The sequence below is a fragment of the Paenibacillus sp. UNC496MF genome (assembly GCF_900113915.1).
Lineage (GTDB): Bacteria > Bacillota > Bacilli > Paenibacillales > Paenibacillaceae > Paenibacillus_Z > Paenibacillus_Z artemisiicola.
In genome coordinates, this window is sequence record NZ_FORE01000008.1 from 131,629 (window position 1) to 145,304 (window position 13,676).

At 63.3% G+C, this 13,676-nt stretch carries 15 protein-coding genes; 7 read left to right on the forward strand and 8 right to left on the reverse strand.

Annotated elements, in window-relative coordinates; genetic code table 11:
• Positions 1–108: 108 nt before the first annotated feature.
• Complete coding sequence (locus tag BMZ79_RS14550) at positions 109–1,923, forward strand: B12-binding domain-containing radical SAM protein (protein WP_090641239.1); 1,815 nt, start codon at positions 109–111, stop codon at positions 1,921–1,923.
• A 68-nt stretch (positions 1,924–1,991) separates the two neighbouring features.
• Entirely contained in the window at positions 1,992–2,987 is a 996-nt protein-coding gene (gene mgrA / locus BMZ79_RS14555) for an L-glyceraldehyde 3-phosphate reductase (protein ID WP_090641240.1), read from the forward strand.
• A 193-nt stretch (positions 2,988–3,180) separates the two neighbouring features.
• Here the strand turns inward: mgrA and BMZ79_RS14560 are convergent, their stop codons facing one another.
• On the reverse strand, positions 3,181–3,771 hold the full coding sequence (locus BMZ79_RS14560) for a DUF1349 domain-containing protein (protein WP_090641571.1): 591 nt from the start codon (positions 3,769–3,771) through the stop codon (positions 3,181–3,183).
• Between the two features lie 175 nt (positions 3,772–3,946).
• Here BMZ79_RS14560 and BMZ79_RS14565 point away from each other — a divergent pair, with 175 nt between their 5' ends.
• On the forward strand, positions 3,947–4,675 hold the full coding sequence (locus BMZ79_RS14565) for a DsbA family oxidoreductase (protein ID WP_090641241.1): 729 nt from the start codon (positions 3,947–3,949) through the stop codon (positions 4,673–4,675).
• Between the two features lie 154 nt (positions 4,676–4,829).
• On the opposite strand, the gene BMZ79_RS14570 is transcribed toward BMZ79_RS14565, so the two are convergent.
• From BMZ79_RS14570 to BMZ79_RS14580, 3 genes are all read right to left on the reverse strand, one after another.
• A complete protein-coding gene (locus BMZ79_RS14570; protein ID WP_090641243.1) occupies positions 4,830–5,201 on the reverse strand; it encodes an EamA family transporter in 372 nt (123 codons plus the stop codon).
• Positions 5,198–5,572 (reverse strand): DUF2304 domain-containing protein, encoded by a 375-nt coding sequence (locus BMZ79_RS14575; protein ID WP_090641245.1) that lies wholly within the window; start codon positions 5,570–5,572, stop codon positions 5,198–5,200. The genes BMZ79_RS14570 and BMZ79_RS14575 overlap by 4 nt, the downstream gene beginning before the upstream one ends.
• 86 nt (positions 5,573–5,658) lie before the next feature.
• On the reverse strand, positions 5,659–6,369 hold the full coding sequence (locus BMZ79_RS14580) for a glycosyltransferase family 2 protein (RefSeq protein WP_256252744.1): 711 nt from the start codon (positions 6,367–6,369) through the stop codon (positions 5,659–5,661).
• Between the two features lie 171 nt (positions 6,370–6,540).
• Between BMZ79_RS14580 and BMZ79_RS14585 the strand changes: the two genes are divergently transcribed.
• The 3 genes from BMZ79_RS14585 (at position 6,541) to BMZ79_RS14595 (ending at position 9,852) form a co-directional block, all read left to right on the forward strand.
• Positions 6,541–7,767, forward strand: coding sequence for a glycosyltransferase family 39 protein (locus BMZ79_RS14585; protein WP_256252745.1), 1,227 nt, complete (start codon positions 6,541–6,543; stop codon positions 7,765–7,767).
• A gap of 85 nt (positions 7,768–7,852) precedes the next feature.
• The gene (locus BMZ79_RS14590) at positions 7,853–8,914 is read left to right on the forward strand and encodes a hypothetical protein (RefSeq protein ID WP_090641248.1); all 1,062 of its coding nucleotides are present in this window, start codon (positions 7,853–7,855) and stop codon (positions 8,912–8,914) included.
• Between the two features lie 5 nt (positions 8,915–8,919).
• On the forward strand, positions 8,920–9,852 hold the full coding sequence (locus BMZ79_RS14595; RefSeq protein ID WP_090641250.1) for a hypothetical protein: 933 nt from the start codon (positions 8,920–8,922) through the stop codon (positions 9,850–9,852).
• 156 nt (positions 9,853–10,008) lie between these two features.
• Here the strand turns inward: BMZ79_RS14595 and BMZ79_RS14600 are convergent, their stop codons facing one another.
• Genes BMZ79_RS14600 through BMZ79_RS14615 form a run of 4 tightly spaced genes read right to left on the reverse strand, consistent with a single transcriptional unit; the run spans position 10,009 to position 13,017 of the window.
• Positions 10,009–10,974, reverse strand: coding sequence for a type I phosphomannose isomerase catalytic subunit (locus BMZ79_RS14600; RefSeq protein ID WP_090641251.1), 966 nt, complete (start codon positions 10,972–10,974; stop codon positions 10,009–10,011).
• Positions 10,975–11,033: 59 nt separating this feature from the next.
• Positions 11,034–11,432 (reverse strand): VOC family protein, encoded by a 399-nt coding sequence (locus BMZ79_RS14605; RefSeq protein ID WP_090641252.1) that lies wholly within the window; start codon positions 11,430–11,432, stop codon positions 11,034–11,036.
• 38 nt (positions 11,433–11,470) lie between these two features.
• Positions 11,471–12,043 (reverse strand): tRNA 5-(aminomethyl)-2-thiouridylate-methyltransferase MnmM, encoded by a 573-nt coding sequence (locus tag BMZ79_RS14610; protein WP_090641253.1) that lies wholly within the window; start codon positions 12,041–12,043, stop codon positions 11,471–11,473.
• Positions 12,043–13,017 (reverse strand): tRNA modification radical SAM protein MnmL/YtqA, encoded by a 975-nt coding sequence (locus tag BMZ79_RS14615; protein ID WP_090641255.1) that lies wholly within the window; start codon positions 13,015–13,017, stop codon positions 12,043–12,045. Before BMZ79_RS14615 ends, BMZ79_RS14610 begins: the two co-directional genes overlap by 1 nt.
• A gap of 420 nt (positions 13,018–13,437) precedes the next feature.
• Here BMZ79_RS14615 and BMZ79_RS14620 point away from each other — a divergent pair, with 420 nt between their 5' ends.
• A complete protein-coding gene (locus BMZ79_RS14620; RefSeq protein WP_090641256.1) occupies positions 13,438–13,623 on the forward strand; it encodes a hypothetical protein in 186 nt (61 codons plus the stop codon).
• The last annotated feature ends 53 nt before the right edge of the window (positions 13,624–13,676 follow it).

The following is a 13,676-nucleotide window of genomic DNA, read 5'->3' on the forward strand; positions in this document are numbered from 1 at the left end:
ATACCGGCTGCGGCAAGCGGCGGTCCGAACGGACCGCTCTTCTTTTTTGGCGGCGATTTCGGTACAATAGGAACGAATCGAAATCGCGAATAGATAGGAATGACCCCCATGAAAGTCGTGCTGGCGACGCTGAACGCCAAATTCATACACACCTCGCTGGCGCTTCGCTGCCTGAAAGCGTACAGCGAGAAAGACTTCGACATCGACATCGCCGAATACACGATCAAGGATCCCGCCATGAACATCGTCGCGGATCTGTTCGCGCGCGAGCCCGACGTCGTGGGCTTCTCCTGCTATATTTGGAACATCGAAGAGACGATCACCGTCATCGACATGCTGCGCAAAATCAAGCCGGAGCTGCGGATCGTGCTCGGCGGCCCGGAGGTGAGCTACGACACGGCGCACTGGCTGGAACGGCTGCGCCAGGTCGACCATATCGTCGTCGGCGAAGGCGAGGAGACGTTCCACCATCTGCTCACGGAGCTGTCCGGCGACCGGAAATTCCATCTCGTCTTCGGGCTCGCCTACCGGAAGGAGCACGCGGACGGAAGAATCGAGATCATCGTCAATCCGCCGCGTCCGAAGCTGGATCTCGCCACCTTGCCGTCGCCGCACCGGTTTCCGGAGGACGCCGCGAGCCTCGGCAGCCGCGTCGTCTATTTCGAGACGAGCCGGGGTTGTCCGTTCAGCTGCCAGTTCTGCCTGTCCAGCATCGAAGTGGGCGTCCGCTACTTCGACATGGAACGGACCAAGTCCGACATCCTGTACCTGATCGACGCCGGCGCGAAGCTGATCAAATTCGTCGACCGGACGTTCAACATCAAGCGCGATTACGCGCTCGAAATCTTCAAGTTCCTGATCGAGAACCACCGCGGCTGCGTGTTCCAGTTCGAGATCACGGCGGACATCATGCGGCCGGAGGTGCTGGATTATTTGGCGGAGCACGCGCCGCCGGGCATCTTCCGCTTCGAAATCGGCGTCCAGTCGACGAACGACCTGACGAACGAAGCGGTGCAGCGCCGCCAGAACTTCGCGAAGCTGTCCCGCACGGTCACGAAGGTGAAGGAAAGCGGCAAGATCGACCAGCATCTCGATTTGATCGCGGGCTTGCCGCACGAGAATTACGATTCGTTCCGGAACACGTTCAACGACGTGTTCGCGCTGCGCCCGGAGGAGCTGCAGCTCGGCTTCCTCAAGATGCTCCGCGGCACCGGCATGCGCATCGACGCGGAGAAGCACGGCTACGTCTACATGGACCGCGCGCCGTACGAAATTCTCGGCAACGACATTCTGCCGTTCGCGGACATCGTGCGCATCAAGCGGGTCGAGGACGTGCTCGAGAAATACTGGAACGCGCACCGGATGGATCACGCGCTGCTGTATCTGATCGAGCGGGCGTTTCCGTCGGCGTTCGACTTCTTCCAGTTGTTCGGCGACTTCTGGGAGGCGCGGGGCTGGCAGAAGATCGGCCATCAGCTGGAGGACCTGTTCGCGCGGCTGTGGGCGTTTCTCTCGGAGGCGTACGCGCGAAGCGCGGAAGCGCAGGGGCGGGAGTGGTCGCTCGACGTCGCGCTCGGCCTCATGAAGCTGGATTACTTCCTCGGCCACAACTACAAGCCGCGCAAGGTGTGGTGGGACTTCGCCATGGCGAAGGACGACTGGAGCGGCTGGATGAAACGGCTCGCCGATCGTCCCGGGGACGTGTCGGACGCCTTCGCCGCGCTCGGCCTGAACGAGAAAGAGCTGCACAAGCACGCCGTGATCGAACGGCTGCCGTTCGATCTGCGCCGGTACCTCGCCGAGGGGACGGCGTCGAACGACGCGGAGACGCTGCTTATCGTGGTCTACGGCGCCGGCGGCAAGGGGGAGCACCGGAACGCCGCTTATTTCACCCTGCCGGTGTTCGCGGCGGCGCAGGCTTGAGCCGGCCCGCGCGCTGCGGTAAGATGAGAGAGGCTTTCTAAAATCGAATCAACGAAGGAGAGATTGTTGTGGTATACGCAGCACATCCGGAACGTTACGCATCCATGACCTACAACCGCGTCGGCCGGTCGGGCCTGAAGCTTCCGGCGATTTCGCTCGGACTCTGGCACAATTTCGGCGGCGTGGACACGTACGAGAACGGCCGGGCCATGCTTCGCCGGGCGTTCGACCTCGGCATCACCCATTTCGACCTGGCGAACAACTACGGCCCGCCTGCCGGTTCGGCGGAAGAAATGTTCGGCCGCATGATGACGTCCGACTTCAAACCGTACCGCGACGAAATGATCATTTCGTCCAAGGCCGGCTATTACATGTGGCCTGGCCCGTACGGCGAATGGGGCTCGCGCAAATATTTGACGGCGAGCCTGGATCAAAGCCTGAAGCGGATGAACGTGGATTACGTCGATATTTTCTATTCGCACCGCTTCGATCCGGAGACGCCGCTCGAAGAAACGATGGGCGCGCTCGATCAGATCGTCCGCTCCGGCAAGGCGCTCTACGTCGGCATCTCGAGCTACAGCGCGGAACAAACGGCGGAAGCGATTGCCATCATGAAACGCCTCGGCACGCCGCTGCTTATCCACCAGCCGAGCTATAATATGTTCGACCGCTGGATCGAGAACGGCCTGCAGGACGTGCTGGACGAGCACGGCGTCGGCAGCATCGCGTTCTGCCCGCTGGCGCAAGGGCTGCTGACGAACAAGTACCTGGGCGGCGACATTCCGGGCGACTCCCGGGCGGCGAGCAAGACGGGCGCGCTGCGGGAATCCGCGGTCACGCCGGAAGCCGTGGCGAAGCTGCAGAAGCTGAACGCAATCGCGCAGGAGCGCGGCCAATCGCTGGCGCAGCTGGCGCTCGCGTGGGTGCTCCGCGGCGGACGCGTGACGTCGGCGCTGATCGGCGCGAGCCGCGTCGGGCAGATCGAGGACAACGTCGCGGCGCTCGGCAACCTGGCGTTCGCGGACGAGGAGCTCGTCGCGATCGAGTCGATCCTGCGCGGATAAGCGAGGACAAGCAAGGCGAAGAGCCGCTTCCGACGTATAGCGTCGGAGGCGGCTCTTTTTTGGCATGGCCGCGTCGGCGCTCGGCGGCGGTGGACGCCTGATGGCGCGCCTAGATCCGCGACGCGCGGCGGCCGTCGGCAGCGGGCGTGCGCCGCGCGACGGAGAGGCCCGGCGCGAAGGCAGGCGGCCGCTTCTAGCTGCCGCCGCCGGGCTCGGTCAGCGCCAAGAAGTCGAAGGCCGCCGCGCAGCCCGTCCCTTGCGGCGACTGGGCGACGACGCCGGCACGGCACGCATCGGGCAGCCGCATGCCGAAGTAGCGGACGAGCGTCCAGGCTTCGCCGTCCGCCGACCAATGGAAGGAAACGCAATCGCCCGCGCGCGTCATGCGCAGGTAAGGGCGCTCGACGCCGACGGGTTCGGAATTGCAGTCATCGGACGAGCCGTCCTTCGTCACGACGGACACGATGATCGGACGGCGCCCGTCGTATTCGAAGCACAGCTTCGCCCAGTTCCGGTCGTCCGCCAGCAGCATGAGGCAGCCCGAATCGTAGCGGTGCTTCATCTCGGCGCCGAGCCGCGTCGTCAGCGCGAAGTCGGATCCCGCGGCCGCGTGCAGGAACGGCGCGGAGCTGACGATATGGATGCCGGCCGGGTCCTGATAGTAATCGGCTTTCGGCGGCGCTACGACGAGGAGTCCCCCGCCCTCCGCGAATTGCCAGCGCGGCGGTTCGTTGGTCCAGGCGAGCCGGTGCCTTTCGGCCTTGCCGAACAGCTGCAGCGTCATGTTCATTCCCCTTTTCCGTCTTCGATTGCGATGCCGGGCATCGGGTATACAGTTCGCTTCGCCGCGCGCCGTTCCTGCCGCCTCGCCCGGTTCGCGCCGAAACATTCGACCTTGCGGGAAGATGGGGGTATAATACAGGCAGGCGACGATAATTATTGACGATGGAGCGTGCGATATGAAAGTAGAAGTGTGGTCCGACATCGCTTGCCCGTTCTGCTACATCGGGAAGCGCCGGTTCGAAGCGGGGCTCGAGCAGTTCGCGCATAAAGACGAAATCGAGGTCGAGTACAAGAGCTTCCAGCTGAACCCGGCCGCGGAGAAATATCCGGAGCAGGACGCGTACGGCCTGGTAGCGGAGAAGTACGGCATCAGCCGCGAGCAATCGGTCGCCATGCACGAGAATCTCGTGAAGCAGGCGGCCGAGGTCGGGCTGACGTATAATTTCGAGCGCGCCATCCCGGCGAACTCGCTGGACGCGCACCGGCTCATTCATTTCGCCGGCCGCTACGGCAAGCGGACGGAGGCGGCGGAGCAGCTGTTCAAGGCGTATTTCACCGATTCCAAGCATATCGGCGAGCTGGAGACGCTGACCGGCATCGCGGCGGACATCGGCCTCGATCCGAACGAGGCGGAGGCGCTCCTGACGAGCGACGAGCTGCGGGCGGAGGTCGAGGCGGAATGCCGCGAAGCGTCGCAGCTCGGCGCGAACGGCGTGCCGTTCTACGTGATCAACCGCAAATACGCCGTGGCGGGCGCGCAGTCGAGCGACGTGTTCCTCGAGGTGCTGAACCGGACGTGGGCGGAAGAGAAGCCGCTTATCTTCATCGACCCGTCCTCGACGGACAGCGAGACCGGCCAGGTGTGCACGGACGACGGCTGCGGCATCGGCGAAGGGGACCGGTAAAGCCGGCATTCCGCGACGCCTCGCGGTCGCCTCGTTGCATTCAATCCCAAAAAAGCACGAACCACGCGGATCCTCGACTGCAGCGGCAGCGGATCGCGGCGGTTCGTGCTTTTGGCATTCAAGCGGGTTCAGGCGCAGCGGCGCTAGGCCGGGTTCAGGCGTACCTGGCGGACAAGCCGATGCAGGCGACGCCGGCGAGAATGAGCAGGCAGCCGGCGATCTTGAGGCCGGACAGCGATTCGCCGAACACGTAATACGCGCCGACGATGGAGAGGATGTAAGCCAGGCTCTGGATGGGATACGCCAGGCCGAGGTCGACCTTGGACACGATGAAGAGCCAGAGGACGGTCGCGCAGCCGTAGACGAACAGGCCGCCGAGGATGTACGGCGAGAACAACAGCTCGAGGATCGACCGCAGCGACTCGAACGCCTTCTCCCGCTGCATCAGGCCGTATTTCCACAGAAACTGCCCCGTCACGAGCATGAGCGTGTTCGCCAGAATAAGCAAAAATTGCACGAGGTTCATAGCGGGTCACGCCTTTCCGCCGTTGCCGGCGCGGATTGCTGCAGCTCCAGCAGCCGTTTCTCCATGACGGCGAATTCCTGCGTCAGCGTCTTCATCCGGTCGGCCTGCTTGGAGAGGCTGATCGTCTGCCGGACGAGCAGCGCGAGGATGAAGATGATCGTCACGAGAAAGACGAACGTCGGCATGTAGGCAATGCCGATCCACACCGCGAACCGGTTGAGCAGCGGGATGCAGACGGCCGCGAGCACGCCGGCGGCGGCGGTGACGAGCCAGAGGAACGCATAGCGGTCCTTCAGCTTTTGGGTGACCGTGAAATAGACGATCAAGCCGAGAAAAAACACCGTGATCAATAGGGCGACGAGCTGGTTCATGAGCCGGATTTCCCTTTCGGATTCGCTTTCGATTGTACGACGTCCCGATTGTACGACGTCCCGATTGTACGACGTGCCGGATTGCCTTAGGAAAAGCTTTTGCGGATAAGCGAGAACATCGTCACCTTCAGCATGTAATAGATCGACTTGGACCAGTTGATCGACGATCTGCCGCCCTGGCGGCCGCGCATCTCGACGCTGATCTCCTTGATCTTGCAGCCGCGCTTGGCGAGGCTGACGAGCACCTCGACCTCGGGATAGTCCGTCGGATAGCTGCGCGCGAACTGCTCGATCGCGGCACGCCCGACGATGCGGAAGCCCGACGTGGGGTCGTGCACGGGAATGCCCGTCAGCAGCCGGATCAGCTGATGGAAGTAGAAGATGCCGGCGCGGCGGGAGAGGCTGCCCTTGTAGCCGCTCTTCTCGACGAAGCGCGAGCCGATGACCATGTCCCAGCCGCCTTCCGTGATTTCGCGCACCAGCTTCGCGATGTCCTCGGGCCGGTGCTGGCCGTCCGCGTCGAGCTGGATGGCGTAGTCGTAGCCGCCGCGCCGGGCGTATTTGTACCCGCTTTGCATGGACCCGCCGATGCCGAGGTTGACGGCGTGCCGGAGCGAAGGGAACCCTTCCTGGCGGATAATGTCCGGCGTCCGGTCCTTCGAGCCGTCGTCGATGACGACGAAGTCGTACGGCGTATGCCGCTTCAATTCATGCACCGTCCGGGCGAGCGACGCTTCCTCGTTGTAAGCGGGAATGATCACCAGGATATCGCTGCTTCGGGATTGCTCTTGCGTCACGCGATTAAACCTTCTTTCTTGTCTTTCGGGGCCGGGAGTTGCTTCCTACCAAATCCTATATAGTATAATAGAAACCGACGCCGAAAAACCAGTTTTTTGGAAAGGGGCTGCCAAACTTTGTTTTCACTGCGATCGGAGACCTCCCGCATGAGGACGTTTCTAGGGGTAGCAATGGGAGCCGTGCTTCTGATCCACGCGGTGAGCGCGCTGTGGCTGGGGGATCATTATCTGCTGGGTTCGTACGAGAAACGGGACAACGACGACGTCAAATACGTGTACGCCGCGCAGGTGCTGCTCGAGCGGGGAACGCTCGTCTACAACAGCGGGCTGCTGCCGACGAACTTCATCATGCCGGCCATTCCCGTGATGCTGAGCGGGTTCATGGCGCTGTTCGACCGCGACGCGGCCGTGATGGGCTTCCGGCTGCTCCAATGCCTGATGCAGGCCGCCTCGGTGTACCTGATCTTCGTGCTGGCGCGCGAAACGCTGGGCCGGCGCGTCGCCGTCGTCGCCGTGCTGCTCGACGCGCTGTACGTCCCGAACCTGTTCGCCTCGGGCGCGATTCTCACGGAATCGACGTTCAAACTGCTCTTTTTGTTGCTGATCGCCAGTTTCTTGTACGCCGTGCGGAAGCGGACGGCGGGCGCGTACGTCTTCGCCGGGGCCATGCTGGGCCTCGCCTGCTACGTGAAGCCGCAGTGCGCGCTCATTCCCGTCTGCCTGCTGATCCTCTGGCTGATCCGCCGGTACAGGTGGGCCGAGATCGTCAAATACACCGCGATCGTCGGCGTCTGCAGCATGCTGCTGCTCACGCCCTGGTGGGTCCGCAACTACCACGATTTCCACGCGTTCATTCCGTTCACCAAGTCGACGGGCAATCCGATGCTGCTGGGCGCGCTGATCAAGCGGGCCGCGCCGCCGCAAGGCTTCTTCGACCAGTACCCGGAATACAAGAACGACAGCAACAACCTGTTCGCGGGCTACGACGCCGAGCAGAAGCGGACGGCGCAGCGCCTGATCGCCTACGGCTTCAAGCACCAGACGCTGGAATACGCGTATTGGTTCACGGTCGGCAAATCGATCGGGCTCTTCATCAATCCGTTCTACTCCAAGCCGGTGCCGGGACTGCCGCGGCCGGCCATCAACGTCGTGCATTGGCTGTACGTGCTGCTCGGGTTCGCCGGCATCGCGCTGACCGTCGTCCGGCGGCGGTTCAGGCTGGTCCTGCCGATCCTGCTGCCGTTCCTTTACTATTGGTTCATTCATCTACCATTTATTACCTTTGGACGCTACGGTTATCCGCTCATGGCGTTGTTGACGATCTTCGCGGCGTACGCGATCGTGTCGGCGCTTGAGGCACGAGGCGTCCTGAGGGGCAAAGAAGAGGCTGCCGAATAATTCGGCGGCCTCTTCCCATGACGGCCGAGGTCCGGTTACAATATTGGCAGATTCAGGATTGCAATCCGAAGGAGGAGCTTGGAGCATGCAGGTAACGGTATCGGCGGCGGCACGGCCGGCGGCGCGCGTGGCGACCGGCAAAGAGTATGTGACGATCCTGTTCGGCATATGGCTGATCGGAGGCGTGTTCGTGGACGGCTTCGCGCATAACCACGGCGTCGTGGAGACGTTCTTCACGCCGTGGCACGCGATTTTGTATTCGGGCTTTTTGGCTTCGGCGATTTGGATGAGCTGGCTGCTGCTGCAGACGAAGCGCGCATCGGGCGTTTCGTGGGCGGAAGCGGCGCCGATCGGCTACGGGCTCGGCTTGATCGGGGTTTTTATTTTCCTGCTGGGCGGTCTCGGCGACATGTACTGGCATACCGTGTTCGGCATCGAGCAAAATATCGCCGCGCTGCTCAGCCCGACGCATCTGCTGCTGCTGCTCGGCGGTCTCTTGATCCTGTCGAGCCCGTTCCGGGCGAGCTGGCACGACGCGAGCATGACGAAGCCGGACTGGGCGGCGTTCACGCCCGCGTTCATCTCGCTCGTCGTCACGACGGGCGCCGTGGCGTTCTTCCTCATGTACGCGTGGATGTTCCGCTACAATCTGCCGGCCGCGTCGTCCGTGGATTGGTACGCGAGCCAGTTCGGAGGCGGCTTCATCGCCGAAAACAACGCGGAGCGCGGGCTATCCTACATCCTCATCGACACGCTCGTCTACATGTTCCCGGTGTTCCTGCTCATGAAGCGCTGGGCGCTGCCGATCGGCGCCATCACGCTCCACTTCACGATCGTGACGGTCATGATGAACGTGCTGGACGGCTTCCAAAACTACCCGTCGATCTTCATCGCGTGCGGAGCCGGATTGGTCGGCGATATTCTGTACAAGGCGCTGCGGGCCGAGGACGGGCGCGCATTCGCCGAACGGATCGTCGCCGCCGCGCTGCCGATCGCGCTATGGAGCTTCTATTACGCCTGGATGGCGATCGCGGACGGCATCGGCTGGGAGACGGAGCTGTGGGCCGGCTCGATCGTGGAAGCGACGCTGCTGTCGCTCGGGCTGCAGCTGCTGGCCGCGCCGAAGCCCGCGGCGGCGCGGAGCTGACGCGGATGGCGAGGCGACGGTGGCGCCGCCGTCAGGCGGGCACGGCGGCGGCCGCGCATTCGGCAGCGGCTGTCCCTCGGCGCTGGCGCATGCTCGCGGCGCTGCCGCCGTCGGCGCTGCTGCTCGCGCTCCTTGGCGGCTGCGCGAGCGGCACGATGAGCGGCGTGGACGCGCATCCGCCGACGAAGGGCCTGCTGCATGTTTTGCAGCAGGCGGGACAGATGGGCAACGTCTCCGACCGGGGCTACCGGGTCGAGGTCGAGGCGGCGGAAGGCCAGCCGGAGGGCGGCCGCGAGACCGAATTGCGGCTTCGCGTGCTGAATCCGTCCGGCCAGCCGGCCGAGGACCTCGCGGAAGACATGACGAAGCTGATGCACTTCATCGTCGTCAGCAAGGATCTGGCCGAGTTCCAGCATCTGCATCCGACGTACGAAGGCGGCGGCGCGTTCAGCCTGAAGCTGACGTTCCCGCACGGCGGGCCGTTCCTGCTGATCGCCGAGTTCATGCCGGACGGCAAAGGCTTGACCGTCTACAAGACGTGGATCGAGGTGGGGGGCGCAAAGCCGGAGGCCAACCCGCCGGTGCCGTCGGCGGCGCCGAGCGTCGTCGCGGACGGCATCGAGGTGAAGCTGGCGTCCATGCCGGCCGCCGGGGAGCTGAAGGCCGGCGAGATGGCCATGCTCGACTTCTCGCTGCGCAAGGCGGAGACGGGCAAGCGGATCGTGCTCGAGCCGTACCTCGGCACGCCGGGACACTGCGTCATTCTCGACGCGAACGCGCAGCAGTATTTGCACGTGCACGCCGCGACCGAGATGAGCACGGGCTCCAGCGTCATGTTCCACGCGACCTTCCCGAAGGCGGGCGTCTATAAGCTGTGGGGGCAGTTCCAGTACGAAGGCAAGGTAATCACGGCGCCGTTCGTCGTGACCGTATCTTGACGACGGAACGGTGACCGCGCGCTTGTTCGGCCACGGCCGCTAACCGGCTCGCAACGCAAAAAGCGACATCCCGCCGATCGGGATGTCGCTTTTTGCGTTGCGGACGGTCATGACGCGCAGGTTCCGGTACGGCTTCGGAACTCGCTTGCGTGCGCCTTAAGGCGTTACGCTGCGAAGCACCGTCAGCTCGCCGTCCAGCTCGTAGCCGCCGAGGTTCGCCGGCAGCAGGAAGCACTCGCCCGCTTTCACGTCCTGCTTGCCGCCTTCCCAGCTCAGCGTGCCGGCCCCTTCGGCGACGACGAGAATGACGAACGATTCCGGCGTCGTCGACAGCTTCCACGGCGCGCGCACGAGGCCTTTCTCGACGACGAAGTACGGCGATTCCGCGATGACGAGCCATTCGTTCGCGCCGATGCCGTCCGTCTTCATGCGGGTCGCCCCCGCGCCTTCGTACGCGGTGACGTTAAGGGAATCCTCGACGTGGAGCTCGCGAAGCTTGCCGTCCAGGCCCGGACGGTTATAGTCGAACACCCGGTACGTCGTATCGGAGTTCTGCTGGATTTCGGCCACGACGACGCCCGCGCACAGCGCGTGAACGGTGCCGGCCGGGATGTAGAACGCATCGCCGGCTTCGACCGGCACTTCCTGCAGGCAGTCCATGACGCGGCCTTCCTCGATCGCGGCGGCGAGCGCCGGACGATCCACGCCTTCCTTCAGGCCGTAGATGATCTTGGCGCCCGGCTTGGCGTCGAGGACGTACCACATTTCCGTCTTGCCGAGCTCGCCTTTCGGCAGCTTCTCGTACGAGTCCGTCGGATGAACTTGGATGGAGAGGTCGTCGTTGCAATCGAGCAGCTTGATCAGGAGCGGGAAGCGGCCGTTCTCGGCGTAGCCCTTCGTGCCGAAGAACTCGCGCCCGTACCGTTCGCGGATCTCGTCGAGGCCGAGGCCGGCCAGCTCGCCGTTCATGACCTTCGTCGTGCCGTTCGGATGGTCGCCGATCATCCAGCCTTCGCCGATCGCGCCTTCCGGCAGCTCGAGGCCGAAGCGCTCCAGCGCGCGGCCGCCCCAGATGCGTTCTTTCATTTCGGGTTTGAATTGCAGCGGATAAGGTGTAGTCATGTGTTTCTCTCCTTGTCGTAAATTGTCTCTATTTGTCTGTATATAATGAAGCGAAATAATCAGCCCTGGCTCGCCGGCTGGAACATCTCCAGAAATTCGCCGTCCGGCCCGTCGAAGAAGAAGTAGCGCGCGCCGTTCGGCAGCGTCGTGATCTCCGCGTCGCGGACGGTGACGCCTTCAAGGGCGTTCAAGCGCGCGAACTCGGCCTCGACGTCGTCGACCGTGAAGGCGACGTGATGCGTCCGGCCTTCGGGCGCCAGCTGGCCAGGGTAGTTCTGGATCAGCTCGATTTCCGTCTGCTCGCCGTCGCTGCCCGTGAGGAAGGCCATCAGGATGACGCCGTTCGTATGCGTCAAGGAATACAGATACTTGAGGCCGACGACTTCCGTGTAAAACCGAATCGATTTGTCCATGTCGGTCACCATGATGCCGACGTGTTCCAGCTTGCGAACTGCCATGAATGATTCCTCCTTAGTGTGGTCTACCGTTGGAATGATTAGGCTTTTCTTTTCTCGATGGCGATCAGATAGGGCGCTTCCGCCTTCTGGACCATCCGGTACAGCATGGCCTGGCCGGCCGCTTGCGGAAGCGACGCCGCCCAGGCCGAGACCGCGTCCGCCTCTTCGCGTCCGCCGGGATGGCCGGGATACAGCACGGCGGTGACGACCCCGCCCGCACGGAGCAGCGCGACGGCCGCCTCCAGCGCGGCGAGCGTGGAGGCGGGTTCGGTGATGACGGCTTGGTCCGCGCCCGGCAAATAGCCGAGATTGAACATCGCCGCGGCGATCCGGCCGCGATGCGCCTCGGCGACGTGCTCGTCCATCTCCGCGTGGCTCGCGTGGACGAGCAGGAGCGGCCCGGCGTCGCCGCCGGCCACGCGCTCCCGCGTCCGCGCCAGCGCTTCCTCCTGCACGTCGAAGGCGTACACCGCGCCGCGCGGGCCGACGAGCTCCGCCAGGAAGCGCGCGTCCACGCCGTTGCCGCAGGTGGCGTCGATGACGGCCTCGCCGGCCGAGACGCGCTCCTTCACGAGCCGCTGGGCCATGCCGAGCACGCTCAGGAAGCCCATTACCGCGCCTCCGCCGTCCGCAGCCGGCCCTGCCAGGTGCCCCGGTCGGCCAGCTCGCGGTCGATCGCGTTCAGCACTTCCCACTTCTTCAGGCTCCACATCGGCCCGATCAGCAGGTCGCGCGGCGCGTCGCCGGTCAGCCGGTGCACGATCATGTCCGGCGGCAGCAGCTCCAGCGTGTCGACGATCAGCTTCACGTACTCGTCCAGATCGAGGAAGCGCAGCAGGCCCGCCTCGTACTGCCGCACCATCGGCGTCTTGCGCATCAGGTGGAGCAGGTGGATCTTGATGCCCTGCACGTCCATCGCGGCGACGGCCCGGCCCGTGGCCATCATCATCTCGTGCGTCTCCTGCGGCAGGCCGTAGATGATATGGGCGCAGACGCGAATGCCCCGGGCGCGCAGCCGCTTGACGGCATCCTCGTAGCACGCCGTGTCGTGCGCGCGGTTGATGAGCGCCGACGTCGATTCGTGAATCGTCTGCAGGCCCATCTCGACCCAGAGGTACGTGCGCTCGTTCAGCTCCGCCAGATAGTCGACGACGTCGTCCGGCAGGCAGTCGGGCCGCGTCGCGATCGACAGGCCGACGACCCCCGGCTGGGCGAGGACCGCCTCGTAATATTCCCGCAGCTCTTCGACCGGCGCGTACGTGTTCGTATAGGCTTGGAAGTAGCCGATGTACGTGGCTTCCGGCCATTTCTGATGCTGCAGGTCGCGGATGGTGTTGAATTGGGTGACCAGGTCGTCCCTGCGGCTGCCGGCGAAGTCGCCGGAGCCCCGGGCGCTGCAGAACGTGCAGCCGCCGGCCGCGACGGAGCCGTCCCGGTTGGGACAGGTGAATCCCGCGTCGAGCATGACCTTGAACACCTTGCCCCCGAAATGCCGCTGCATCTCGTGATTCCATGTATGAAACCTTTTGCCGCTCCATAGCCTAGGGGATAAGGAAGCGGCTTCCGGCGTAAGTTCTGCTTGCATGCGCGTTAAGCTCCTCTTGCTTCTATAGTTCGATCGGCAGTTTGCCATTCGGTTCTTCATCCACTTACTTCGCTTTCTCCGGCGAATTTCGTCCGCCGGACTGCTTCGGCCGCCTGCCGCGCGGTTAGTTATAATCATAACGAATCTTGCCGCAAAACGCCATGATTCCCCGGTTCGAAGTTCGCCCGGTGTCCTGGAAATTGTCGGACAAGCCAGGAATATGGCTGGAAAATGAAAGCGATTTATTTAGAAAAAGGGCTTGCTAAACCTAACATGACCTGTTATATTAAAAGTGCGACAGATCAGCGAATTCACTTCATTTTTCAATCTTCCCACTCTTCTCATAGCAAGTTGATTTTCTGGAAATTCGCTTAAGAAGAACCGGCTGACGCCTTGAAAAAACCAGTGAGGTGATGAGGAATGAATACGCAACTGAAAATTCCGCACGGAGACGAGAAAGTAACGGTCGAGCTGACGCGCAAGGAATTGATGTCGCTGGCGGGGATCAAGTTCCACGACAACCATAAGGTCGAGGTGTCCGCGCGCAAGAAGCTGCACGACATTTTGGAGTCGCAGGAAAGCGCTCCGAGCCAGCTGCTCAACTAAGCAGGGGTTCCATCCGAACGCATAGCCGACGGCGAACAGCGCCCTCGGCTTTT